Origin of the sequence: uncultured Vagococcus sp., assembly GCF_963518325.1 — a bacterium.
GTDB lineage: Bacteria > Bacillota > Bacilli > Lactobacillales > Vagococcaceae > Vagococcus_D.
The window spans coordinates 45,773-67,421 of record NZ_CAUQJB010000027.1 but is presented as its reverse complement, the minus strand read 5'-3'; the positions used below and the strand labels follow the sequence as shown (position 1 = coordinate 67,421).

Sequence of the window (21,649 nt, the reverse complement as noted above, 5' to 3'; positions counted from 1 at the left end):
CCCTAAGGAATCAAAAAATAAGATACTACGGTAGAAATACCTTAGAATAAAAAAAACAAATATGAAATGGAGAGATTTATAACATGTCAATTATTACAGACGTTTATGCACGCGAAGTCTTAGACTCACGTGGCAACCCAACAATCGAAGTAGAAGTATACACAGAAAGCGGTGCTTTTGGTCGTGGAATGGTACCTTCAGGCGCTTCAACTGGTGAATACGAAGCTGTTGAATTACGCGATGGCGACAAAGACCGTTACTTAGGTAAAGGTGTTTCTAAAGCAGTTGACAATGTTAACAACGTTATCGCTGAAGCTATCATCGGATTTGATGTTCGTGATCAAATGGATATCGACAAACTAATGATCGAATTAGACGGTACTCCAAACAAAGCTAAATTAGGAGCTAACGCTATTCTAGGTGTGTCTATTGCAATTGCTCGCGCTGCAGCTGATTTCTTAGAAATGCCACTATACCACTACTTAGGTGGATTTAACACGAAAGTATTACCAACTCCAATGATGAATATCATCAATGGTGGATCACATGCTGATAACAGCATTGATTTCCAAGAATTTATGATCATGCCTGTTGGCGCGCCAACATTCAAAGAAGCTCTACGTATGGGTGCTGAAGTATTCCACGCCTTGGCTTCAATCTTAAAAGCTAAAGGTCTTTCAACTGCTGTCGGTGACGAAGGTGGATTTGCTCCTAACTTAGGTTCAAACGAAGAAGGATTTGAAGTAATCATGGAAGCTATTGAAAAAGCTGGTTACAAACCTGGAACAGACGTTGTTCTTGCGATGGATGCAGCTGCTTCAGAATTTTACGATAAAGAAAAAGGTGTTTATGTTCTAGCTGATTCAGGCGAAGGCGAAAAAACAACTGAAGAAATGATTCAAATCTATGCTGACTTAGTAGCTAAATACCCACTTATCTCAATTGAAGATGGCCTAGACGAAAATGACTGGGATGGCTTCAAGAAAATGACTGAAATCATGGGCGATAAAGTACAATTAGTTGGTGATGATTTATTTGTTACAAACACAACTAAATTAGCTGAAGGTATTGAAAAAGGCATTGCTAACTCAATCCTAATCAAAGTTAACCAAATCGGTACTTTAACTGAAACATTTGAAGCGATTGAAATGGCTAAACAAGCTGGTTATACAGCTGTTATTTCTCACCGTTCTGGTGAAACAGAAGATGCAACGATTGCTGACATCTCTGTTGCAACTAACGCTGGCCAAATCAAAACTGGTTCATTGTCACGTACGGACCGTGTTGCCAAATACAACCAATTATTACGCATCGAAGACCAATTAGGTGACGTTGCTCAATACAAAGGTTTACAAGCTTTCTACAACTTAAAAAACAAATAGTTTCTAAGTAAGATCATTGACTCAATCCTAACGTAAATGTTAGGGTTGAGTTTTTTGTCGAATCAATTTATTGCTTTTTACTGTTATAAGCAGTACACTGTTTATAACAGTAAAGGAGTGAAAAATAAATGAATAGACAAGGAAGACAAACAGATGCTTATTTATTATTGTTTTTGGCGGAGTCAGACAGTTATGGCGGTCAGTTAGTTAAGCGGTGCGAAGAAGAGATCCCTTTCAATTCAATTGACAGTGCTATCGTCTATCGAACCCTTAAAAAACTAGAAGGAGAAGGATCAATCAATTCTTACTATGAAGCTTTAGTTGATGGGAAGCCTGTAAAAATGTATCAGATAACCATAGCTGGAAAAGAATTACTTGAGCAGCTAAAAATTAGAATTGAAAATAAAATAGAGAATTTTCATTTTTTTCTAAGTAAATTCGAAGAAATTGAGGAATAGCCAATGGTTAGTGGTGTTATTTTATACAGTACTAGTGTTGTATTATTATTTTTTTCTTATGTTAAGAGTCGAGAGAAAACGGGAAAAGCCTTAAAGAAAGCCTTAAAGATGTTTATTAACACTTTACCGGATATGCTAGCTATTATGTTATTTGTCGGATTAGTGCTGGCGGTTTTCACACCAAAGCTAATCGGTGCTCTGATTGGCGAAAGTTCAGGCATAGCAGGAATATTTTTAGCTACGGCTATCGGGTCAATTTCGATTGTTCCAAGTTTCATTGTGTTTCCATTAGGAAAGTCATTACTGGAAAATGGTGCTAACTTGCCTCAAGTAGCCGTTTTGATGTCTAGTTTGATGGCAGTTGGCTTAACTACTTTTCCTTTGGAGAGAAAGACATTTGGATTGAAATTTGCTATTTATCGCAATTTATCGGCCATTTTAATGTGTTTACTGTTTGGATTATTAGTAAAGGTTGTGATGGGATGAAATGGATAAAAAAATATCGTTTATTTATGGTGTTGGTCATAGGACTTTTATTTTTGTCAGTAGCTAATCCCCCAGTAGCAGAAAAAGCGGTCAAACTAACAGGAAACAGCTTGCTGGACATGTTGCTACTTTTACCACCTATCTTTATCTTAGTGGGTTTGCTTGATCAGTGGATCCCTGGTGACGTTCTCGTTAAATATATGGGGAAAGAAGCGGGGCTATCAGGTTTATTGATTACTTTCTTAATGGCAGCGGTGGCGGCCGGACCTCTATACATGGCGTTTCCTATTGGGACTATTTTAATAAAAAAAGGAGCAAGTCTAAGGTATGTCATTTTCTTTTTAGGGGCCTGGTCATCAGTTAAACTACCAGTTTTGGTGTATGAATTTTCGTCCTTCGGCAGTCAATTCACCTTGATTCATATTGCTTTTGCTTTGAGCTTCTATTATGGTATAGGCCTTCTGTTTGAGCGCTTTTTTGATCAAAGTGAATTAGAATCTAGTTTAGAAATTAATTAAAAAAACCAACAAAGATACTATCTTTGTTGGTTTTTTTGATTGTCTTATTGAGAATCGGATAAAAGGCCACTTTGCAATAATTGTTGTTTTTCTTTAAGATTTAGTAAATTTTGTCGATATTCCTTTGCATAGAGAATTGAAAAGAGTGTGTCTAAAATATACTCAAATGCAACTTGAGATGAGAAGGTGCCAATTTTAGCGAAATCGTATTCCTCTTGAATCGTGACTAAGGTCGTTGAGGCATACTTTGCTAGGTTGGATTGATTGCTACCTGTCAACAAAATAGTTGGAATTTTCTCATTATAAAAATGTTGTAAAATTCGTTCATACTGAGGCACTATCCCACTGTATGAAATGAATAAAGCACAGTCTTTCTGTGTTAAATTGGCAGCATTCCAATAGCCGTCCGAGTAATCTTCAGCTAAAATATAAAATTGATTGATTTTGACCAATTTATTTTGAAAACTGCGTGCCCTAATTTGAGAATCTCCACGAGCAAAAAGAAAAACTCGTTCGGCTTGAGAGAGTGTTTCAACGATTTCGTTTAACAAATCATCGTCCAATTGAACCAAGGTTTTTTTGACGGTAGCGACGGTTAAATCCGCCATTTTTTTGGCAATGACCATGGGCGAGTCATTTTCTTCAAAAGGAAAATTGGCATCGACCTGACCTGGAGCGTGGAGTTGGCTATGAACGATGGTTGAGATAGCAATTTTAAAATCACGAAAACCGTTAAATCCAATTTTCTTACAAAGGCGAATAATAGCCGAATGAGAGGTATAGGTTACTTTTGCCAGGTCTTCAATATAGATGACAGGAATTTTTGAAAGGTCCTGTAAAATATAATCTGCGATTCGTTTTTCTGTTTGGGTAAAGTTTTGTTGTTCTTTTAATTGTTCCAAGACTAATAACAAAGTGATCGCCTCCTATGTTCTTAAGTTTAACTGATTTTAAAGTGATTTACCAATATCCTGAACATTATGTTTATTATTTTAGATGCTTTTATTGCTTGAGTGAAAGGCACTACCAATCTCAGATGAATCCCTTGTTGAAAGTTGAAAGAGACTTATAATAAAGCTAAGACATATTAATTGGAGGAACAAACATGTTAACAATTGCATACATTGCCAATGGAAAAAGTACAAATCGCTACCATTTACCATTTTCAACCAAATTAGCTGATAAAATAAAGGTTAAAACAATTTATTCCCGAACAGACAAACATCTTTGGGAGAAGCTTGAAGGGGTTAATTATACAACTAATATGGATGATATTTTTATGGATCCTGAAATTCAATTAGTCGTTGTAGCAACGCCGAGTCACCTGCATTATCATTACGGCAAACTTATATTAGAACATGGTAAAAATGTGTTGGTTGAAAAACCATTTACTGAAACCTCAGCAGAAGCGAAAGAGCTTTTTGCTATTGCAAAGGAAAAGGGGTTGCTGATTCAATGTTATCAAAATCGGCGCTTTGATTCCGATTTTTTAACCGTTCAAAAGGTTATCGAAAGCGGTGTTTTGGGAGAAATACTCGAAGTGGAGATGCACTACGACTATTTCCGGCCAGAAGTACCTGAAAGTGTGACCAGCTATTCGCAAGTTAATAGTTACTTATATGGTCATGGTTGTCACACTATTGACCAAGTATTGTCCTACTTTGGTGATCCAGATGATATACATTACGATGTACGGCAACTACTTGGAAAGGGGCGAATGAATGATTATTTTGACTTAGATTTTTATTATGGCACAATGAAAGTCTCAGTAAAATCAAGTTATTTTCGTTTAAAAGAACGCCCAAGTTTTGTTGTGTATGGGAAAAAAGGTTGTTTTGTTAAGCAAACTAAAGACCGTCAAGAAGAGCATTTGAAAATGTTTTATATGCCTGATCATGAGGATTTCGGTCTTGATTTACCGGAACATTACGGCGTGTTGACCTATATTGATGAGGCTGGCAAATACCACGAAGAAAAAGTCACATCTGAAGTGGGTGATTATAGTCGCGTATATGAAGGCTTATATGAATCAATTATTAATGGCAAAGATAAACTAGTCAAAGATGAAGAAACAATTCGTCAATTGGAAATATTAGAAGCTGGCAGTCAATATATTACGGAATAAGGAATACACTCCCTTAGAGCCTTAGCATTTAGCCCTTCATTTCTTGAGGATTAGCCGTTAGAGATTGATGAGGTCGAAGCAAAGCGAAGTGATAGTGGACACCGGAATTTATGGAGGACAACAATATGAAATTAGCTATTTTAGGTTCGGGAATGATCGTACACGACTTTTTATCTATGGTGCAGCAACTTCCAGCAATTGAATTAAAGGCAATCGTAGGCACTGAACGCAGCCGAGAAAAGTTAACTCAGCTCCAACAAAGCCATCACATTGAAAAAAGCTTTACTGATTTCGATACTTGCCTGTCAGAAAGCGATATTGATACTGTTTATGTGGCCTTGCCGAATCACTTACACTATGAGTATGCCAAAAAAGCGTTAGCACACAAAAAAAATGTCATCTGTGAGAAACCCTTCACCCTGACAGTTGAACAATTTATGGAATTAAAGGAAATCGCACTAGCCAATAAGCTAGTGCTAGTTGAGGCAATTACAAATCAGTACTTGGCTAATTATCGAGAAATCAAAGCTGGGTTAGCAGAATTAGGTGACATAAAAATTATTGAATGTAATTATTCGCAGTATTCTTCAAGGTATGACGCATTTAAAGAGGGAACGATTTTACCAGCATTTAATCCCAGAATGGGGGGTGGTGCCTTAATGGACATCAATATCTATAATATTCACTTTGTAGTTGGCCTATTAGGAAAACCACAGAAAGTCGAGTATGTGGCGAATGTTGAAAGAGGGATTGATACGTCAGGCATTGTTGTGATGAGTTATCCAGAAACTAAGGTTGTCTGTATAGGTGCCAAAGATTCTACCTCAGCCATTCGTTCAACTATACAAGGAAACGAAGGGGCTATCGTGGTTAACGGCGCTACCAACGTTTTAGACAGCATTGAGAAGCAATTGAATGGTGAAGGAACACAAGCGATTGATGTGAAAGTTCATTCTCACCGAATGTTTGAAGAATTTAAAGAGTTTGAGAGAATCATTGATGAGCGAGATATGGCCATGGTTGAAGATCGCCTGACTCACAGTCAGTTGGTGATGGAGGTTATTGAGCAGGCCCTTGATCATGCCGGAATTAGCTTAGGCTAATAAGTGCCAAAAAAAACCACTGTTGGATTAGTTGATAACAATCCATCAGTGGTTTTTTTTTCCGTTTGTCAATGGTGGTGCAGTTGTTTAATTGTAATAGATTGTTGAAAGAAACTGTTTTGAATGTCAGTAGAAAGGGTAATTGTTGGATGCCTTTCAATTATCCTGTTCAACGAATATAGCCCCAAACCGTGTTCTTTTTGATAGTCTTTTTTTGTGGTGTAATTCTTATTAAACAGATGTTCTGTTTTTAACACGTTGTCCTCATATGAATTAGACACCAAAAAAAATAACTCGGCTTTATTTTGTAAAAGACAAACATACATGCTCTTTTTACTGCTTTTTCCAGCTGCTTCGATGGAATTATCAAGGACGATGGAACAAATCCTGATAAAATCTATCTTATCGATGATGACGTCTATAACAGGATTAGCAATTTCAACAACTATCGAAATATTGCTTCTTTCAGCCTGGAAAATTTTGGAGATAAATAAGCTTTTAATTTCAGTAACTTTAATGAGATTCATTTTAGCGGCATTAGAATTGTAATGGCAGATGATTTTTTCTGTAGGGCGGATCGTTTCATTGTAGACTTGCTCAATTTTATCAATGTCCCTTTCGTAAATACTTTCTCCTAAAGATAATAAAATATTTAAATAATCATGTTTAAATAACTCAAGATCATCATGCATTGCTTCTAGTTCAGCAGTGTAGTCAATCAAGGCATCTTGATTTTTTTTATTTTCTCGATTTTTCTCAAATAGTAACCCTAAGGAAATGATGGTAATCGATAATAAGACGAAAAAAAAGGCCAGTGATAGCGTTAGTTTGTTTGTAACGGTCTCTACTTTTAAAGAAGGGCTGATTTCATTGCGAAAAGAAACAAATAGAAAAATGGCCGCCCCAATCAAACTCAATAATGAAGAGTAGCTAAATGCTTTCAGGTAGTTGACAACGGTTAACACCGTTGTTGAAAAAAAGATAATAAAAAAAGTAATTAAAATGGCTAATAGATGAAACGGAAAAGAGCCTGGAATATAAAATAGGACACTGTAAATTATATAGCTAATAAATGAGACAATCAGTACAGAAATAACGGAATAAAAGAGCCGTTTATTGACGCCAATATACTCTGTAGCTTTAAAGACATACAAGTATAATCCTAAAATAATAATCAAGTTAGATAAAAAAATTAACTTGGTTAAAGTGATAAGCATGACTAAAAACGTAACAGAGAAAGAAAAAAAGATCATCGGAAACAGACGCTTTTTTCTTTCTGATAATATGAGGCATAAATATAAAGAAGTGTAAATATGTAAGGCTGAAGCAAGAATCGTTTCAATCATTTAATTAGTCTTTAGCATGCTTTGGTTTTTTTGGCTCATAAATCAGATAGGGCCATGGACATCTAAAAGTAAAGGCATCAGATTTGGTTACCCCTAATTGTGCGTCAACCCAACGATTCATTTTCTTACTTAAAAAACTTTTGATACGATTCATAAAATACATCTCCTTCAATTATAGGTTTAAAAAGCGGTAAAATCATAATGGCAGAAGCCAGAGTGCCCGCAAAAATACTAATTCGTAACCAGATTAAATCAATAAACAGCGAAAGGACTGTAAACAATATCAAAGTTGCGACAAGTCGTCCTTTTCGTTGTTTATCTGTTAAAGGGCTATCCAATGAATTGTCTGTTTTTTGAGGAGCAAATAGGATGAAAATAAGGAACATCCCAAGATAAATCAGTAACCATAAAATGGGGGGAAAAACCGACATATAACTCTCCATGAGTAGGGGAATACCCACAAACAAGACAATACATTGAACGCTACAGAGAAAATTTGATTTCGCGTGCCAGCCTAACGCATAGCGTCTTAAACAAAAGAAGACAAACTGACAGATAATTGTCAGATGTATGACATTAAACAAAAAGCCAACTAACAAAACTAGAAACGTTTTTAAGATATTTAGTAAAATAACTTCGACAAAATATCTTGTCCACTGAGCTTGCTCCGATTGATCAGATTGATCAATATCAAACAAGTTTTTAGCTATTTTTGTACTTAGCCAAACGTACATCTGAACACCTACTCTCAAACTTACTAACGCTTATTATATAGTTAACAATGTCACAAGGTAAAGGCTAGTTTCTTATTCGGTCGTTTAATCATCTTGTTCGGTATCTTTTTTCAAAAGAAAGTTGCGCCACTGTTCTGTCACTTTTTTTTTCATTCGTCTAGAAATAGGAATCTCAAAGCCGCCATCTAAACAAATAATATTATTACTTTTGTCGATTTCACTAATAGTGGTGAGATTGACAATATAAGATTGATGGCAGCGTATTAATCGCTGATCATTGTTTTCAATATCCGCGAGTATTCCATAAAATTGAAAATCTCGACTGGTTGTTTTGATTTGAATTCGATGGCCATCTAATGTGGTTACGTATCTTATTTCATTAAAAGGCACTCTAATATCTGTAAATTTACTTTCGTAAAAAAACCAATCGGTCTGTTGATGACTTTTTTGAAGGGTCTCCTTGTATTTAAGTAAACAGCGCTCAATTTGTTTAATAAAAGAATCGATATCAGACGATTTATCGATAAAAGATAGGACTGATATCATGTATTGATAAGAGGTAAGAGCAAGATTTGGATGTGAGCTAACGATAACGATATCAGAGTTGTCATCTACTTTTCGTATCTGTTTGGCCACTTCAAGACCAGCCATATTGTCATTTTTTATATTTAAATCCAAGAAAAAAATATTGTATTCACCATTAAATTGGATCGCTTCTAAAAGCCGGCTGACACTTGTTGTGCTAACAATCGTCGAATGACTAATGTGGTTTTTAGTGACGATTTTATTAATGACTCGGTGTAAAAATTCTTTTTGTTCAAAGTTATCTTCAAGGATAAAAATCCCCATGATAATTCCTCTCCTTAGTATATTCTAATTATATAGTAGTTGAGTCTTAGTCACTCCTGAAAAAATGAAGGAGGATTAACGCATACTCTTTAGCTAGATTTTCTGACAGTTTTCAACTACCTTCATTAGAGACCACTTAAGGCAGTCGCCCTCAAATTTATAATAGTTATATGAAAACTATAACATAACTGCCTATTGTTGAACAGTTCTTGTTTAATTAATATACGGTTTATAAAAAAGATGTGGCTAATTGTTATTATGAAAAAATGACCAAATATGCTGTTTTGACGTCCAAATGCGAGTTCATTATACACTTATATTTATTTTTAAGTTAAAGTGTATTTTAAACGTCTGTTTATTTTAGGGTGATGCGACTTGATTGTTCAGTGTTGTATTAAACGATTACCAATAATCTGTTCATCTAAAATCTCTATTAATAAAATACGTAGCAGAAAGATGTTTTATAGTTATTCAGTTTTGTGTTTCAGTTTATAAAACAATCTTTAATTATTAGGAGGGCTTAAAATTTCAACTAAAAATAGCGATTATATCGTATTGACAGACACGAGAAATATCAAAACGTTTTATTTTATTTTTAAACGAATTATGGATATAGTCTTATCTTTCTGTGCATTAATTCTTTTTTTACCGCTTTTTCTAATAATTGCTCTACTAATCAAATTAGATGATCCAAGAGGGCGTATTCTCTATTCTCAAATTAGGATTGGAAAGAAAGGTAGGCCCTTTAGAATGTATAAATTTCGTTCGATGTGCACCAATGCAGAGGCACAATTAGCAGAAATCAAAAGAGAAAATGAGATTAGTGGGCCGATGTTTAAAATGAAAGAAGACCCTAGAATTACTAAAATTGGCAAGTATTTACGGAAATTTAGTCTGGATGAGTTTCCCCAATTCATTAATGTGATAAAAGGAGATATGTCATTAGTTGGTCCGCGACCACCGTTAGAGTGGGAAGTTCTTGAATACAAGGGAGATGATTTTAAACGATTGGAAATTAAACCGGGGATTACTGGGTTGTGGCAAGTTAGTTTGCGAAATTCCACGAGTTTTCGCGGGATGTTGGAATTGGATCTATTGTATATTAACAATTTATCGTTAAAAAAAGACCTGTTGATTTTAGTTAAAACAGTCAAAGTTGTTCTTTTCCCCAATAATGCCTATTAATAACGATCATAAAACGGAGCATTATATTAGGGGGCAAATTTTATTAATTGTGAGGTTGGTAGGGAATGCAGAAAAGTCAGGGATTTGATAAAATTATGTTGCTAGTGAGGAGGTACATCATCTTTGTTTTAAGTTTAACTCTTTTGGGAGGGATAATTGCAGGTGCTGTTACGTTTTATCTGTTGGCACCCAAATATTCTTCGAGAACGCAAGTGCTAATCGCTTTGCCGGAAAAGACTGAGTCAAGTGTCCAAATCGAAGATGTTAATGTTAATTTGCAAATGGTGGATACCTATAAATCCTTAATTTTAGGTGATTTAGTTTTGAGTAAAACACTTGAAAATTTACAAAGTGAAACAAAGACAAAAGTAACTACCAAGGAACTTTTAGAGTCTCTCAGCATCACTCAAGATGAAAACTCGATGTTGTTAAATATTAAAGCCACATACACTGATCCCAAGATAGCTGAACAAATCGCTAGAATAATTACAAGGGTTTTTCAGGAGACAGTCCGAGAGATGATCAATTCTAACGAAATTATCCTCACATCAGAGGCAAAACAAAATAATATTCCATTTTTTCCAAACAACGCATTAAATATACTAATTGGGTTAATATTGGGTTTTATGATATCAATAGGTATGGTTGTTATTCACTATAAATGGAAAGAGAATGAAATAAATAAAAGTATGAATACTCTTCGTTATAACTATCGTATATTAAAAATGCTCGATTAGTCTTTTTATCGTTGTTGAATTTTACTAACAAATAAACGTTGAAGGTGAAATAAGCTATGAAGGAAACAATTCGTGTTGCAATGATTATGGGAAAGATGGTTGGTGGGGGGGTTGAATCAGTTGTATTGAATTATTATCGATACATTAATCGACAAAAAGTTCAGTTTGATTTTTTTATTGACGAAGATTCAACGATTGTTCCTGAAAAGGAAATCATTTCATTAGGAGGCAGAGTATTTCGTCTACCGCCATACCAGCATCTGTTTAGTTACTCCAAACAATTGAAGGTTTTACTAAAGCAAAATGATTATGAAATAGTCCACTCTCACTTGAATTCACTCAGTGTTTTTCCATTAAGAATCGCCAAAAAATGTGGTGTCCCTGTGCGTATTGCCCACAATCACAGTACTTCTGCTTCAGGGGAGCACGTTAGTAATGTGATTAAATCCTGTTTAAAACCATTATCCACAATTTATCCAACTGATTTTATCAGTCCTACGAAATATGCTGGGCAATGGTTATTTGGTAAAGTCATTGCAAATAACCAATTATTTATCTTGAAAAATGCGATTGAAACGGAGCGATTTCTTTTTAACTCAGCGATTCGAAAGGAGTACCGAGATAAATTAGGCTATTCTGCAAGTGACTTTGTGATTGGAAATATTGGCCGTATGGTCTGGCAGAAAAACCAAGCATTTGTTATTCAAGTATTTGCAAGAGTGATCCTTGAGATACCAGAGGCTAAGTTACTAATCATTGGTGAAGGTCAGTTAAAGGATGAATTAGTTCAGTTGGTCAATGATCTTAATTTAACAGGAAAAGTTTCATTTATCCCCTATACGAACAAAGTGGAAGATTATTTTCAAGCTATGGATATGTTTTTATTTCCTTCCCACTATGAAGGCTTGGGAATGACTGCGATTGAAGCGCAAGTGTCGGGTTTATTTGTTTTAGGATCATCACAACTTCCTAAAGATGTTGAATTAACCAGTCAATACCAGTCATTGGATTTAATAGAACCACTTGAAAATTGGGTTGAAATGATCAAAGAAAATAGACATTATGAACGAAAGGAACAAAGAGAGGTCATTATCAAAAATGGTTACGAAATATCTGAAGAAGCCAGCCAATTAGCTAATTATTATTTGCAATTTTATGAGAACGGAGATAGGTAAGTGAGTAAACTAAAAGTAGCCATCATAACTTCAGGCTATTTGCCCATACCAGCAGTTAACGGGGGTGGGGTGGAGACGCTGATGGATTATCTGATAAATGAAAATGAAACGGAACAAGAGCTTGCTGTGACAGTGTTCAGTTCATTCGATGCAGAAGCTGAGATTGCTTCAAAAAAGTACAACCAGAGCTCAATACATTTTGTTAAGACCTTAAGCTTAATAAAAGGAGTGGACAAAATGGTTTACTGGTTTAGTCGAAATGTATTCAAAAGGGCTAATCCAACTTCTTATCGTTATATTTTCCAACGACTAAGTTACATAAAAAAAGTGGGACTATTTCTCGCGAGTCATGAGTTTGACCGAGTGATTATTGAGAATAGTGCAACCTTATTTGGGATACTTAAAGCGAAGAAAAACAGGCAAAAGTATTGTGGTAAGTATTATTTCCACATGCATAACGAAGTAACCAATGATTTTGGCTATGGTGAGGACATTCGAAACGCAAAAAAAATCATAGGAGTGAGCCAATATATTAATTCAACCATGGAACAAAAATTTCCAGAAATGAAAACCGAGCAATTTGTTGTCTTAAAAAATGGCATCAATCAGGCACGATTTACGGCAAGGCTGACAACTTTAGAAAAAAATAAGCTACGCAAACAATATAGTATTTTAGATTCAGATATTGTTTTTATGTTTTCAGGGAGAATTGCAGCTGAAAAGGGGCTGTTGGAAGCGTTGCTTGCCTTTGAGAAAGCCGATTTAGCTAATGCCAAGTTTATTGTGGTGGGTAGTACTTTTTTTATGACCACTATTAAAAGTCAGTATCATCTGGCAATAGATGACTTGGCGACCAAATTGAAGGATCGTGTGATCATGGTGGGGTTCATTCCTAATAATCTTCTAGGGATGTATTATGAAATTGCAGATGTTTGTGTGTTGCCTTCTATTTGGGATGAACCAGCAGGGCTAACAATGATTGAGGCCTTATCTATTGGGAAAGCCTTAATTACGACTAATTCTGGTGGAATCCCAGAATACATTCCGGCAGGAAGTGCGGTAATTTTGGATAAAGACAGTCCTGATTTCTTAAGTGAATTAGCGGAGACTATGAGACTTTTATACACTGATTCATCTCAAAGAGAACTTTTACAAAAGGCAGGCTTAAGCTTAGCAGATACTTTTTCTACAACAACCATGTATAAAGAGTTCATCAAAATTCTTGAATAGGGGGGACTTATGAACGGTATATTTGAATTTATTACAATGGCATTTCCAAAAGCTGGTATTCAAGTTGGTGGCTTGCCTTTGACATTAAACATGATCCTCTTTGGCGTTGTCATGCTAGCCAATTTAAAACATTTGCCAGCCTTTCTCAATAATTGGGGGGGCTTTTTAATAGGGTACTATCTGTTTTTCTTTTTTTCGACCGCGAGCTTACTCATTAATATAGCCGAGCAACAGTCCACTTCCCTTGATATCGCCATGACAATGGTGGTCATATTAAGCCCTTTAGCCTCTGTGCCTATCAGTCGTTTATCACTCCATAAATCCATGACCATCACTTGTGTCAGTGCCATCATTGTGGGAGGATATATGATTGTTCAAAAAACTATGGGAATCACTAAGACAGCAGTTGCTGGTGTAACGTATACCTTAGGGCAAGATCTAACGACTAAGCCAATTGGTTATGCGACAGCTGAAAATTTGTCCCATAAAATGCCTTCTACCTATCAAAATGGTAATAGCAGTGGCTTGTTTTTAGTGTCGTCCTTAACGCTACTACTCATTTGGCAGCCAGAAAGGATTGGGACTCGCTGCTTGAAGTATGGCGGTATCCTAGCTTGTCTCATAGGGGTGTTTCTTTGTGGATCAAGAAGTATTTTATTTCCCATGATTCCGTTATTTATTATGATCGGTCTGGATTTATATAAACAGTATGAAAAGGAACAGCGGAAAATAGTTTGGATAGTTTTTGGAGGGGGGATTATTGCGGTCAGTGCCTATTTTAACTTCTTTGGACAGGAGGCTCTAACAACTTTTTACGACAGGGTAATCACTCAAACGATTCAAAATCCTTCTTCGGACCGATTTGCACAATGGAAGGTCATTGGTGAGCAAATCTCTGTGCTATCGCCCTATAGAGTCCTTAGATTTTTATTCATAGGAGTGGCAAATGACTTATTTCAACTTGATGGTATGTTGAGGTTTTTGGCAATGAAGGGCGTAATTGCTCAATTATCTTTTTTGGCTGTTTTAATGTATCCAATCATTGGCCTTTACAAAGAAAAAAAAACGAGAATTGTTTCTTATGCCCTAATCGGAATATTTATCGCTTTTTTAATCGATATGAGTTTCTTTTATCTACCGTGTATCATGAATTATTTTATGGTTTACGAAATTGCCCTTAAATTCCAACAGAAAGCTAGAGATAATCAGGAGGAAAAAGATGTTTATGACTCTCACTTCAAAAATTTCTAAACATGTTCGGCCTTTGACTAATATGATATACAGCACGCTGTCGAATTTCTTTTTACTGGCTTCATTACAATTGCTTATCATGCCTTTAATCGGAAGAAGCGTGAATCCGACAAGTTTTGGTGAAATTTCAGCTTTGTACAGTATTAATACGGTGCTATTTTTATCATTCGGTGGGAGCCTAGGGACACTAAGAATTGTGGAAAAAAATTATAAAGGGGAAAACTTTGTCCAATTAGCTATGACGACCACTGGGCTCACAGTCTTAATGGCCTTGCCCTTATTCATTTTTTATGGACATAACTTATCTAAAATCGATATTATTATCTATGTCCTGACAACTGGGTTAGCAAGTTATCGTAATTATTCAAATGCGATTTTTAGATTAAACTTGCAATTTAATAAAGATTTTATGGCTAATCTTTGCACGTGTTTAGGTTATTTATTAGGAGCTTTATTATTTTCATTTAATTTCGTTTCCTGGGTAGTTATTTTTTTATTGGGAGAATTGCTTTATTTGGGGTATTTGTTTCAATTTACGTCTATACTTAAGGAAAAAAGAGTGGTAAATCAAAATTACGCGAGGATTATCAAGGAATATATTCCTGTATTTTGCTCAACCTTGCTAGGATCGTTAATTAACAATCTAGATCGATTTCTTTTATTGCCCTTACTTGGGCCAATATCGACGGCAATCTTTTTTGCTGCAAGCTCTGTTTCAAAAATACTTAATTTTATCACGACACCTTTAGGCCATGTGCTACTTTCTCAAATTGTTGCCAGTAAAAAAATGTATTCAAAAAGCACGATTGTTAAGCTGCAAATGGCAGGTTTTATAGGGTCGGTTCTTTTAAGTTTCCCATTGTTTTTCATTAGCAAGTTTGCTATGTATTATCTATATAATAAGTACTTCTTATTATCTGAAAACATTGATTTACTAATTGCTGTGGTCGTTTTTGGCACATTACTCTTGTCGGTTTCTAGTTTATTAAACACGTTCTATTTATTCTATTTTACTATGAACTTGCAGATGATTATTCAAGTAGTCTATTGTACTCTCTATGTCACCATTTCGGTTCTGTTTATCTTAAACTGGCAATTCACAGGCTTCATTTTTGCTTATGGAATTTCCAGTCTGGTCAGGTATTTGCTGTTATTTTTCGCTACCTTTGTTGCAGTTCCTAAGACAGATTATTTATAAATATAGGGTTCATGGAAGGATGCTTGGTCTTGTATACCGAGCGTCTTTTTTTGTTGGTAAAAGATCTCGTGATAGCCATCTTTCAGAGCCTGTTTTAAAGTGGGGAAGTTGTTATTCTGCGATTAGCTAAAAAGCAGTGATGTCAGGCTACGCCTGACAAGATAAACCCATATTTTGTTATGGTGAAATCTTGTTGAAGGTTGATACATCAAGGCTCTTTAGATTGAAAAGCTCTTTCAACGAATCTTATAAAATCTGACAGGGGAGAAATCGGGAAAAATGAATTTATTATTAATTGATTTAGGTCACGAATGTATCTTTATGTTGGAAAGTAAGTTTTTAGCAGACTGATTAAAGTATACTTACTATTATTTATACCGTACTTGTTTATCAGATGGCTCTCATTAACCTTTCTTAATAAGGCATGTGGCGTAACCAGCAACCTTTGATGACACAACAGAAGCAAGCTTAGAAGTGAATTTTACAGGTATTTTAGGTAAAGAGTTTTGGTAAGGTACTATTCTTTTTTGTTTCCCTCTTGCTAAAAATAAAAAAAGATGATATATTATCTTTTGTAAAACGTAATTATTACGTTTTACATATTAAAGGAGGGATTAAGTTGGCAAAAAAATCAAAATTAGCAAGAGACCAACGCCAAAGGGCAATGGTAGCTCAATATGCTAGCTTGCGCCAAAAGTTAAAAGAAAGTGGGGACTATCAAGCACTAGCGAAATTACCTAAAGACTCACACCCAAATCGTTTAAGAGAACGGGATAGAATTGATGGTCGCCCTCGAGGTTATATGAGTAAATTTGGTTTATCACGGATTAATTTTCGTGAATTAGTTCATCAGGGGTACCTACCAGGAGTTCGAAAGGCTAGTTGGTAAGAATTTAAAAATAATAAACAAGGAGTGAAAATATGGAAAAAACAGACATCTCAAGTGCCTATCGCCGTTTAAAAAGTCCTAATATCAAAACACGAAAGCGAGCATTAAAAATTATTAAAGAATCTAAGCGGAAAAAATAGCAGAAATAGGGAACAGCGCCCGAAGTCTAGCTAGCAGTTGACCAGAGCATGTAGGAAATAAAAGAAACGCTCACTAGTTAAGTAGTAGCGTTTCTCTTAGCTTAAACTCTTATATTTGAAGTTGATAATAATCAAAGGTAGCTTCTTTTTCGAATCCGCACGCTTCGTATAATTTCAAAGCCGATGGATTATCTAGAGAGACTTCTAAGTAGATATAATCGATACGTGCTTGCTGCTTCTCTTGAATGACACGAGTAAGAATTTCGGTGCCGTATCCTTTGCCACGCTGGCTAGGAATCACGACAAAAGCAAAAATACCAACAGTATCTCGGGTTTCTTCCAACCTTACTTTACCGATAACTTGCCCGTTGACTTCTGCAAGTTGGAAAAGCAGTAAATCACTGAGCGATAGATTACCATGTTCTCCAAATGCTTCCGTATCCATTTCGTCAATCAGTTGTTTGTCAGCATGGACAGCTGGCCTCATGTTAAGTTCTAACTGCTTGGAAATTGGTATTTTTCCATTGAAGACTAAACGATATTCAGCAGCATCAAAAGTCAAGCCACTATCCTTAGCTAGTACTACTGTTGAATGATCCATCGGGTCAATAGCTAAAAGCAAGTGTATTAGCTGGTGAGCCTGAGCTTCAGTGATGGCTAATTGAAGGAATTCCTTAAATTGATTGGGAGTCACAGCAATCATTGTAACTTCAAGTTCAGTTGTATTGTAAAAATTTGTTAGCATATAGGCTTGTAGTTGGTTACCGTCCATCAATAAGAAGTGTGAAATGTTCCCTTCCTGAGTGGCTTCAATAACATTAGGATCCAGTTTAAATTGTAAGTGGTTCTTTTCTTGTTGTTCCTTAGCTAGTTGACGAATGAGCAATCGCTGCTGATCAGTCAAGACTTTTATTTGTTGAATGATTGAATATTTCATAAGGTTCACCTCTAGTTCTTTAGTGGCTTTATTTTAACATAAACTCCGCAGCAATTGATAGGGGCCATCGTTAACCTTGCCAGATGGAATAGCTATAGTTCCAAAAGCAGGCGTTAGATAAATGAAGTATCTTTCAATACTAATTTGAAGTGGAAAGTGGTAAAATGAATAAATCAAAGACTCTCACTTAGTTGGTATTGTGAAAAGAGTAATTTGACTAATGAAAGGAAGTGGACAAATGAAATGTGTTTTATTAGGTGTTACTGGTAGCATAGCAGCCTTTAAAGCGGCTAGTATTGCTAGTGGTTTAAAGAAGCGTGGGATTGAAGTTCACGTGGTGATGACGGAAAGCAGTACTCACTTTATCACACCGTTAACCATGCAAATTCAATCCGAACAACCGGTCCACCTTGATGTCATGGCAGAACCTATTGCGGGGAAAATCAATCACATTGATTTAGCTCAAAGTTGTGATCTGGTTTTAATAGCGCCAGCAACAGCAAATATCATAGGAAAATTAGCTCACGGCATTGGGGATGAGATGTTGTCGACGGTTTGCCTAGCTGTGCCACCAGATGTTCCAAAGTTGATTGCGCCAGCAATGAATACCAAGATGTATCAGCAATTGGTTGTTCAAGAAAATCTAAAGAAATTAATTAGCTATGGTTACGAAGAAATCAAACCAGTTTCTCAAAAACTGGCTTGTGGAGATGTAGGCATCGGAGCTCTAGCCGCTGTGGACGATATTGTAGAAAAAGTAATTAGTCGATTAACGGATCTGACTTTCTAGAGAGCGAGTAACGTATTGTAATTAATTGTAGCTAGGGGGAAGATTGCGTCACCTTTAGAAAAACATAATTAATTAATATGAGAATTTTACCAAAGTATTGAGGCATTAATAGTTGTATTTAAACTAAACGTTTAATGGGAGGTTTATTAAATAATAAAGCTTAGAAGGAGGCAATAATGACCAATAAAGCAAGTATTTTAGCCAAATTGAATGAAATGGGAATTACTTATCGTGAGGAAACACACCAAGCCGTTTACACCCTTGAAGACATGGCAGATATTCACTTAAATGAAGGCGAAGTTATCGCAAAAAATCTCTTTATTCGAGATGCTCGTGGTAAAAATCATTTTCTTTTGTCCTTACCTGGAGATAAGCAAGTTAATTTAAAAGAGATACGAAAGACAATTGATTCTTCCCAATTGTCTTTTGCATCGGAAGATCGATTGTTTAAGTACCTTGGTTTGAAAAAAGGGGCTGTCACTCCTTTTGGCGTTGTTAATGACAGCGATAACAATGTAAAAGTCTACATCGATAAAACCTTGAAAGAGGCCTCTGCCATTGGTTTTCACCCCAATGACAACACAGCCACAATCTTTTTATCATTGGAAGATGTGGAACATTTTGTCAAAGCCCAAGGTAATATAGTTAGTGTATTAGCTTTATAAGAATAGATGTCTAAATGAAGACCTCAGCGTAGTTAGAAAATTGGAGGGAATATGCTCGATATTTATACGAAGTCCAAAGAAAAAACAGGCAGATATTTTACGAGAGGCGATAAGTTAGCTCAGGATGAGTATCAACTGGCAGCCAGTGTGGCCTTTATTAATAAAGAAGGGGAGTATTTGCTGACTAAAAGACATCAAACCAAACAAATGGGATTGATGTGGGAATTACCAGGAGGTGCTGTTGAAACTGATGAATCAAGCCATGAGGCAGCCAAACGTGAAATTCATGAGGAGATTGGTTACTGGATTGACGAAGCCATGGAAATTGAGGCGACAATCCGGTACGATAATTTAAACTTACTGATAGATGTTTTTATCATCCATGCTAATGTGAACCTCAACCTCTTGATATTGCAAGAAGACGAAGTAGTGGATGTGATGTATTATTCCTTCGAGTCAATCAGCAAGCTCTATAAACAGGGCGTGTTAACGCCCTTTGATTGGGAAGTATGCAAGAGATTGAACGAATATCTGACAAGTTAGAAGCTGTGTTATTCCGAAAAAAGACAGGTATTTTTTCGGAGTCTATTGAGTGTCAGCTAAAGAAAAGAGATTACAAAAAATAATCATTAGCCTCCTTGTAGGACAAATTATGATGTAGAAGAGAGTCGAATTGATTGGATTGTGTTTTATTTGCCAATTTTATTAGATTGGTTAAGACCTGCCTTGCTATTGATGAACCAGTGCTCAAACGTTTGACACCTATCTCATTCAAACGCTGATAGTCATCGCTGGTATCAGACAAGATGACATTGAGCGGAAGGGGAATTTCTTTTACTAATGTTGCAATCGTATCGTAAGACAACTGTCCTGGAATAAATACGCAATCCGCTCCCCATTCGGCGAATTGATTGCCTCGTTCGATAGCTATTTTAAGCTTTTTTTGATCATCTTCGAGGTTATGCCAATAAATATCAGTTCGGGCATTGATCACAAAATTAATGTTTAATTCACTTTTTAGTGAGTGGATTGCTTGCAGTTTTTCTTTAATGAGGTGAGGAGGATCAATTGTTCTATTGGCTAAACCGTCCTCTATATTCAAGCCAACTGCGCCGGCTTGAAGTAACTGCCTAGCGTTATCTTTGACTTCTTTTGGGGATTCGTTATACCCTCTTTCAAAGTCCACTGATAATGGTAGTTCAATTCGCGAGGTTATTTGCTTCACAACCCAGAGCAAACTGTCGAAGGGTAACTCTTCCCCATCATCATAACCTAGAGCATAGGCAATGCCGGCACTGGTCGTGGCCAGAGCTGGAAAGCCGTTTTTTTCAAACACTTTAGCACTGCCACCATTCCAAATATTGGGTAAAACGAATAGCGATTGATGATGCAAATCAATAAATTGTTGGGCTCGTTGCGATTGGTTAGCTATCATATGAACTCCTTTTCTTAAGGCATATTATTTATTTAATGGTAACATGAGAGTATGGAGATGGCTATCACAATATTACTGAGACAATAAGAATCAACCTTTAATTCGACTAGTGTGGTCAGTTCTGCACCTAATAAGTGCAAGTCTTTTTCTGAATGTTGTGGTATATCTTAGGTATCAGTTGGAAGGAGATCAGCCAGATGAAAATTAGTGAACTGTTAAAAACGTATCGAACCAAACATCATTGTACTCAGGAACAATTAGCCGAAAAATTATTTGTCACCCATCAATCGATATCTAAGTGGGAACAGGGGGTTAACGTTTCGAGTAGTGATAACTTAATCCAATTAAGTGAGTTGTATAATCTGTCTTTGGATGAATTAATTAGAGGGAGTCTTTTTTTTGGAAACCCTTTATAGTTGGGAAACCGCTAAGCAGCAAGAAAATAGTTTGGATAGTGCTACTTTGGTTGTTTCTAAGTTTGTTTTTAACCGATTTTGGCTATGAACCTTGGTGGTTGTTTGGTGTCATTTTTATTTTAGGGATAGTGATAGTTTTCCGGTTGGGGTAAAGGCTTATTGGGCTATGGATACGCCAGGTTTAAAAATCTATAGTTATTCTGATGCACCTACCAAGAAATTGCTGATAGTCATTGAAGTGCTTTTTGGAAAACAGCTGGATGGAAAACAAGTTCTATACAATGAAATTGAGCAGATTGACTTAGTTTGCCATAAGAGACAACGGTTAAGTCCTTTTGATAGTAATCCTGATTATCTGTGTATTCGCTTAGGGGTGGATGGTGAGAAGGTTGACTTGCCACTATCAAGGGACTTTGTTAGTTATCTTCCACAAGCAGTCTCTTATTTTGAAAAGAAAGGTGTATTAGTAGAAGATAAGGCTAATTTGATACAGGCAATTCTTGAAGGCAAGGCTCTGTTCGCGTATATGAATAAGGGTTTTATTAACTATAGTTTGTAAAGTGTCGTTTTTTTAGAAAACATTGATTTATCAAGGAAATT

General features: G+C 36.0%; 26 protein-coding genes. 19 read left to right on the top strand and 7 right to left on the bottom strand.

Annotated elements, in window-relative coordinates; translation table 11 throughout:
* The first annotated feature begins 83 nt into the window (after positions 1–83).
* From eno to RWN13_RS17955, 4 genes are all read left to right on the top strand, one after another.
* Positions 84–1,382: a phosphopyruvate hydratase gene (eno, locus tag RWN13_RS17970; RefSeq protein WP_314066444.1), complete on the top strand. Its 1,299-nt coding sequence runs from the start codon at positions 84–86 to the stop codon at positions 1,380–1,382.
* Between the two features lie 128 nt (positions 1,383–1,510).
* Positions 1,511–1,840 (top strand): PadR family transcriptional regulator, encoded by a 330-nt coding sequence (locus tag RWN13_RS17965; RefSeq protein ID WP_314066441.1) that lies wholly within the window; start codon positions 1,511–1,513, stop codon positions 1,838–1,840.
* A 3-nt stretch (positions 1,841–1,843) separates the two neighbouring features.
* Positions 1,844–2,326 carry a hypothetical protein gene (locus tag RWN13_RS17960; protein WP_314066438.1) on the top strand — a complete coding sequence of 161 codons (483 nt, stop codon included), beginning with the start codon at positions 1,844–1,846 and terminating at the stop codon, positions 2,324–2,326.
* Positions 2,323–2,844 (top strand): permease, encoded by a 522-nt coding sequence (locus RWN13_RS17955; RefSeq protein ID WP_314066434.1) that lies wholly within the window; start codon positions 2,323–2,325, stop codon positions 2,842–2,844. The genes RWN13_RS17960 and RWN13_RS17955 overlap by 4 nt, the downstream gene beginning before the upstream one ends.
* 44 nt (positions 2,845–2,888) lie before the next feature.
* Here RWN13_RS17955 and RWN13_RS17950 read toward each other — a convergent pair whose 3' ends face one another.
* Positions 2,889–3,758, bottom strand: coding sequence for a MurR/RpiR family transcriptional regulator (locus RWN13_RS17950; protein WP_314066430.1), 870 nt, complete (start codon positions 3,756–3,758; stop codon positions 2,889–2,891).
* Between the two features lie 191 nt (positions 3,759–3,949).
* On the opposite strand from RWN13_RS17950, the gene RWN13_RS17945 reads away from it, so the two are divergent.
* Together RWN13_RS17945 and RWN13_RS17940 are read left to right on the top strand one after the other, a co-directional pair.
* Complete coding sequence (locus RWN13_RS17945) at positions 3,950–4,969, top strand: Gfo/Idh/MocA family oxidoreductase (RefSeq protein ID WP_314066428.1); 1,020 nt, start codon at positions 3,950–3,952, stop codon at positions 4,967–4,969.
* A gap of 125 nt (positions 4,970–5,094) precedes the next feature.
* Complete coding sequence (locus tag RWN13_RS17940; protein ID WP_314066426.1) at positions 5,095–6,072, top strand: Gfo/Idh/MocA family oxidoreductase; 978 nt, start codon at positions 5,095–5,097, stop codon at positions 6,070–6,072.
* A 68-nt stretch (positions 6,073–6,140) separates the two neighbouring features.
* Here the strand turns inward: RWN13_RS17940 and RWN13_RS17935 are convergent, their stop codons facing one another.
* The 4 genes from RWN13_RS17935 to RWN13_RS17920 all read right to left on the bottom strand — a co-directional run bounded on the left by RWN13_RS17935 (position 6,141) and on the right by RWN13_RS17920 (position 9,001).
* A complete protein-coding gene (locus RWN13_RS17935) occupies positions 6,141–7,418 on the bottom strand; it encodes a GHKL domain-containing protein (protein ID WP_314066422.1) in 1,278 nt (425 codons plus the stop codon).
* Between the two features lie 4 nt (positions 7,419–7,422).
* Positions 7,423–7,572: a hypothetical protein gene (locus tag RWN13_RS17930; RefSeq protein ID WP_314066420.1), complete on the bottom strand. Its 150-nt coding sequence runs from the start codon at positions 7,570–7,572 to the stop codon at positions 7,423–7,425.
* Positions 7,544–8,152: an accessory gene regulator B family protein gene (locus RWN13_RS17925; protein ID WP_314066418.1), complete on the bottom strand. Its 609-nt coding sequence runs from the start codon at positions 8,150–8,152 to the stop codon at positions 7,544–7,546. The genes RWN13_RS17930 and RWN13_RS17925 overlap by 29 nt, the downstream gene beginning before the upstream one ends.
* A gap of 84 nt (positions 8,153–8,236) precedes the next feature.
* The gene (locus tag RWN13_RS17920) at positions 8,237–9,001 is read right to left on the bottom strand and encodes a LytTR family DNA-binding domain-containing protein (protein WP_314066417.1); all 765 of its coding nucleotides are present in this window, start codon (positions 8,999–9,001) and stop codon (positions 8,237–8,239) included.
* A 606-nt stretch (positions 9,002–9,607) separates the two neighbouring features.
* Here RWN13_RS17920 and RWN13_RS17915 point away from each other — a divergent pair.
* From RWN13_RS17915 to RWN13_RS17880, 8 genes are all read left to right on the top strand, one after another.
* Entirely contained in the window at positions 9,608–10,186 is a 579-nt protein-coding gene (locus RWN13_RS17915) for a sugar transferase (RefSeq protein WP_314066452.1), read from the top strand.
* 65 nt (positions 10,187–10,251) lie between these two features.
* Positions 10,252–10,923: a Wzz/FepE/Etk N-terminal domain-containing protein gene (locus RWN13_RS17910; RefSeq protein WP_314066415.1), complete on the top strand. Its 672-nt coding sequence runs from the start codon at positions 10,252–10,254 to the stop codon at positions 10,921–10,923.
* Positions 10,924–10,979: 56 nt separating this feature from the next.
* Positions 10,980–12,098 (top strand): glycosyltransferase, encoded by a 1,119-nt coding sequence (locus RWN13_RS17905; RefSeq protein ID WP_314066413.1) that lies wholly within the window; start codon positions 10,980–10,982, stop codon positions 12,096–12,098.
* The gene (locus RWN13_RS17900; RefSeq protein WP_314066411.1) at positions 12,099–13,328 is read left to right on the top strand and encodes a glycosyltransferase family 4 protein; all 1,230 of its coding nucleotides are present in this window, start codon (positions 12,099–12,101) and stop codon (positions 13,326–13,328) included. It begins immediately after the preceding gene.
* A 9-nt stretch (positions 13,329–13,337) separates the two neighbouring features.
* Positions 13,338–14,579: a hypothetical protein gene (locus tag RWN13_RS17895; RefSeq protein ID WP_314066409.1), complete on the top strand. Its 1,242-nt coding sequence runs from the start codon at positions 13,338–13,340 to the stop codon at positions 14,577–14,579.
* On the top strand, positions 14,548–15,777 hold the full coding sequence (locus tag RWN13_RS17890) for a hypothetical protein (RefSeq protein ID WP_314066406.1): 1,230 nt from the start codon (positions 14,548–14,550) through the stop codon (positions 15,775–15,777). Before RWN13_RS17895 ends, RWN13_RS17890 begins: the two co-directional genes overlap by 32 nt.
* Positions 15,778–16,396: 619 nt before the next feature.
* The gene (rpsN, locus tag RWN13_RS17885) at positions 16,397–16,666 is read left to right on the top strand and encodes a 30S ribosomal protein S14 (RefSeq protein WP_314066403.1); all 270 of its coding nucleotides are present in this window, start codon (positions 16,397–16,399) and stop codon (positions 16,664–16,666) included.
* 32 nt (positions 16,667–16,698) lie between these two features.
* Positions 16,699–16,806 carry a putative metal homeostasis protein gene (locus tag RWN13_RS17880; RefSeq protein ID WP_314066402.1) on the top strand — a complete coding sequence of 36 codons (108 nt, stop codon included), beginning with the start codon at positions 16,699–16,701 and terminating at the stop codon, positions 16,804–16,806.
* A 109-nt stretch (positions 16,807–16,915) separates the two neighbouring features.
* On the opposite strand, the gene RWN13_RS17875 is transcribed toward RWN13_RS17880, so the two are convergent.
* The gene (locus RWN13_RS17875; protein ID WP_314066400.1) at positions 16,916–17,743 is read right to left on the bottom strand and encodes a GNAT family N-acetyltransferase; all 828 of its coding nucleotides are present in this window, start codon (positions 17,741–17,743) and stop codon (positions 16,916–16,918) included.
* Between the two features lie 238 nt (positions 17,744–17,981).
* Here RWN13_RS17875 and RWN13_RS17870 point away from each other — a divergent pair, with 238 nt between their 5' ends.
* The 3 genes from RWN13_RS17870 (at position 17,982) to RWN13_RS17860 (ending at position 19,741) form a co-directional block, all read left to right on the top strand.
* A complete protein-coding gene (locus tag RWN13_RS17870) occupies positions 17,982–18,533 on the top strand; it encodes a flavoprotein (RefSeq protein ID WP_314066398.1) in 552 nt (183 codons plus the stop codon).
* Between the two features lie 176 nt (positions 18,534–18,709).
* Positions 18,710–19,198, top strand: coding sequence for a prolyl-tRNA synthetase associated domain-containing protein (locus RWN13_RS17865; protein WP_314066395.1), 489 nt, complete (start codon positions 18,710–18,712; stop codon positions 19,196–19,198).
* A 51-nt stretch (positions 19,199–19,249) separates the two neighbouring features.
* Positions 19,250–19,741 carry an NUDIX domain-containing protein gene (locus RWN13_RS17860; RefSeq protein ID WP_314066391.1) on the top strand — a complete coding sequence of 164 codons (492 nt, stop codon included), beginning with the start codon at positions 19,250–19,252 and terminating at the stop codon, positions 19,739–19,741.
* A 70-nt stretch (positions 19,742–19,811) separates the two neighbouring features.
* Here RWN13_RS17860 and RWN13_RS17855 read toward each other — a convergent pair whose 3' ends face one another.
* Positions 19,812–20,633: an isocitrate lyase/phosphoenolpyruvate mutase family protein gene (locus tag RWN13_RS17855; RefSeq protein ID WP_314066389.1), complete on the bottom strand. Its 822-nt coding sequence runs from the start codon at positions 20,631–20,633 to the stop codon at positions 19,812–19,814.
* 197 nt (positions 20,634–20,830) lie between these two features.
* Between RWN13_RS17855 and RWN13_RS17850 the strand changes: the two genes are divergently transcribed.
* Both RWN13_RS17850 and RWN13_RS17845 read left to right on the top strand, forming a co-directional pair.
* Positions 20,831–21,049 carry a helix-turn-helix transcriptional regulator gene (locus RWN13_RS17850; RefSeq protein ID WP_314066388.1) on the top strand — a complete coding sequence of 73 codons (219 nt, stop codon included), beginning with the start codon at positions 20,831–20,833 and terminating at the stop codon, positions 21,047–21,049.
* A 166-nt stretch (positions 21,050–21,215) separates the two neighbouring features.
* On the top strand, positions 21,216–21,608 hold the full coding sequence (locus RWN13_RS17845) for a hypothetical protein (protein ID WP_314066385.1): 393 nt from the start codon (positions 21,216–21,218) through the stop codon (positions 21,606–21,608).
* The last annotated feature ends 41 nt before the right edge of the window (positions 21,609–21,649 follow it).

Bases quoted from the DNA above. Each gene is read 5' to 3' on its own strand.
- eno (WP_314066444.1), top strand. From the start codon at position 84: ATGTCAATTATTACAGACGTTTATGCACGCGAAGTCTTAGACTCACGT.
- RWN13_RS17965 (WP_314066441.1), top strand. From the start codon at position 1,511: ATGAATAGACAAGGAAGACAAACAGATGCTTATTTATTATTGTTTTTG.
- RWN13_RS17960 (WP_314066438.1), top strand. From the start codon at position 1,844: ATGGTTAGTGGTGTTATTTTATACAGTACTAGTGTTGTATTATTATTT.
- RWN13_RS17955 (WP_314066434.1), top strand. From the start codon at position 2,323: ATGAAATGGATAAAAAAATATCGTTTATTTATGGTGTTGGTCATAGGA.
- RWN13_RS17945 (WP_314066428.1), top strand. From the start codon at position 3,950: ATGTTAACAATTGCATACATTGCCAATGGAAAAAGTACAAATCGCTAC.
- RWN13_RS17940 (WP_314066426.1), top strand. From the start codon at position 5,095: ATGAAATTAGCTATTTTAGGTTCGGGAATGATCGTACACGACTTTTTA.
- RWN13_RS17935 (WP_314066422.1), bottom strand. From the start codon at position 7,418: ATGATTGAAACGATTCTTGCTTCAGCCTTACATATTTACACTTCTTTA.
- RWN13_RS17930 (WP_314066420.1), bottom strand. From the start codon at position 7,572: ATGAATCGTATCAAAAGTTTTTTAAGTAAGAAAATGAATCGTTGGGTT.
- RWN13_RS17925 (WP_314066418.1), bottom strand. From the start codon at position 8,152: ATGTACGTTTGGCTAAGTACAAAAATAGCTAAAAACTTGTTTGATATT.
- RWN13_RS17920 (WP_314066417.1), bottom strand. From the start codon at position 9,001: ATGGGGATTTTTATCCTTGAAGATAACTTTGAACAAAAAGAATTTTTA.
- RWN13_RS17915 (WP_314066452.1), top strand. From the start codon at position 9,608: ATGGATATAGTCTTATCTTTCTGTGCATTAATTCTTTTTTTACCGCTT.
- RWN13_RS17910 (WP_314066415.1), top strand. From the start codon at position 10,252: ATGCAGAAAAGTCAGGGATTTGATAAAATTATGTTGCTAGTGAGGAGG.
- RWN13_RS17905 (WP_314066413.1), top strand. From the start codon at position 10,980: ATGAAGGAAACAATTCGTGTTGCAATGATTATGGGAAAGATGGTTGGT.
- RWN13_RS17895 (WP_314066409.1), top strand. From the start codon at position 13,338: ATGAACGGTATATTTGAATTTATTACAATGGCATTTCCAAAAGCTGGT.
- RWN13_RS17890 (WP_314066406.1), top strand. From the start codon at position 14,548: ATGTTTATGACTCTCACTTCAAAAATTTCTAAACATGTTCGGCCTTTG.
- RWN13_RS17880 (WP_314066402.1), top strand. From the start codon at position 16,699: ATGGAAAAAACAGACATCTCAAGTGCCTATCGCCGTTTAAAAAGTCCT.
- RWN13_RS17875 (WP_314066400.1), bottom strand. From the start codon at position 17,743: ATGAAATATTCAATCATTCAACAAATAAAAGTCTTGACTGATCAGCAG.
- RWN13_RS17870 (WP_314066398.1), top strand. From the start codon at position 17,982: ATGAAATGTGTTTTATTAGGTGTTACTGGTAGCATAGCAGCCTTTAAA.
- RWN13_RS17865 (WP_314066395.1), top strand. From the start codon at position 18,710: ATGACCAATAAAGCAAGTATTTTAGCCAAATTGAATGAAATGGGAATT.
- RWN13_RS17860 (WP_314066391.1), top strand. From the start codon at position 19,250: ATGCTCGATATTTATACGAAGTCCAAAGAAAAAACAGGCAGATATTTT.
- RWN13_RS17855 (WP_314066389.1), bottom strand. From the start codon at position 20,633: ATGATAGCTAACCAATCGCAACGAGCCCAACAATTTATTGATTTGCAT.
- RWN13_RS17850 (WP_314066388.1), top strand. From the start codon at position 20,831: ATGAAAATTAGTGAACTGTTAAAAACGTATCGAACCAAACATCATTGT.
- RWN13_RS17845 (WP_314066385.1), top strand. From the start codon at position 21,216: ATGGATACGCCAGGTTTAAAAATCTATAGTTATTCTGATGCACCTACC.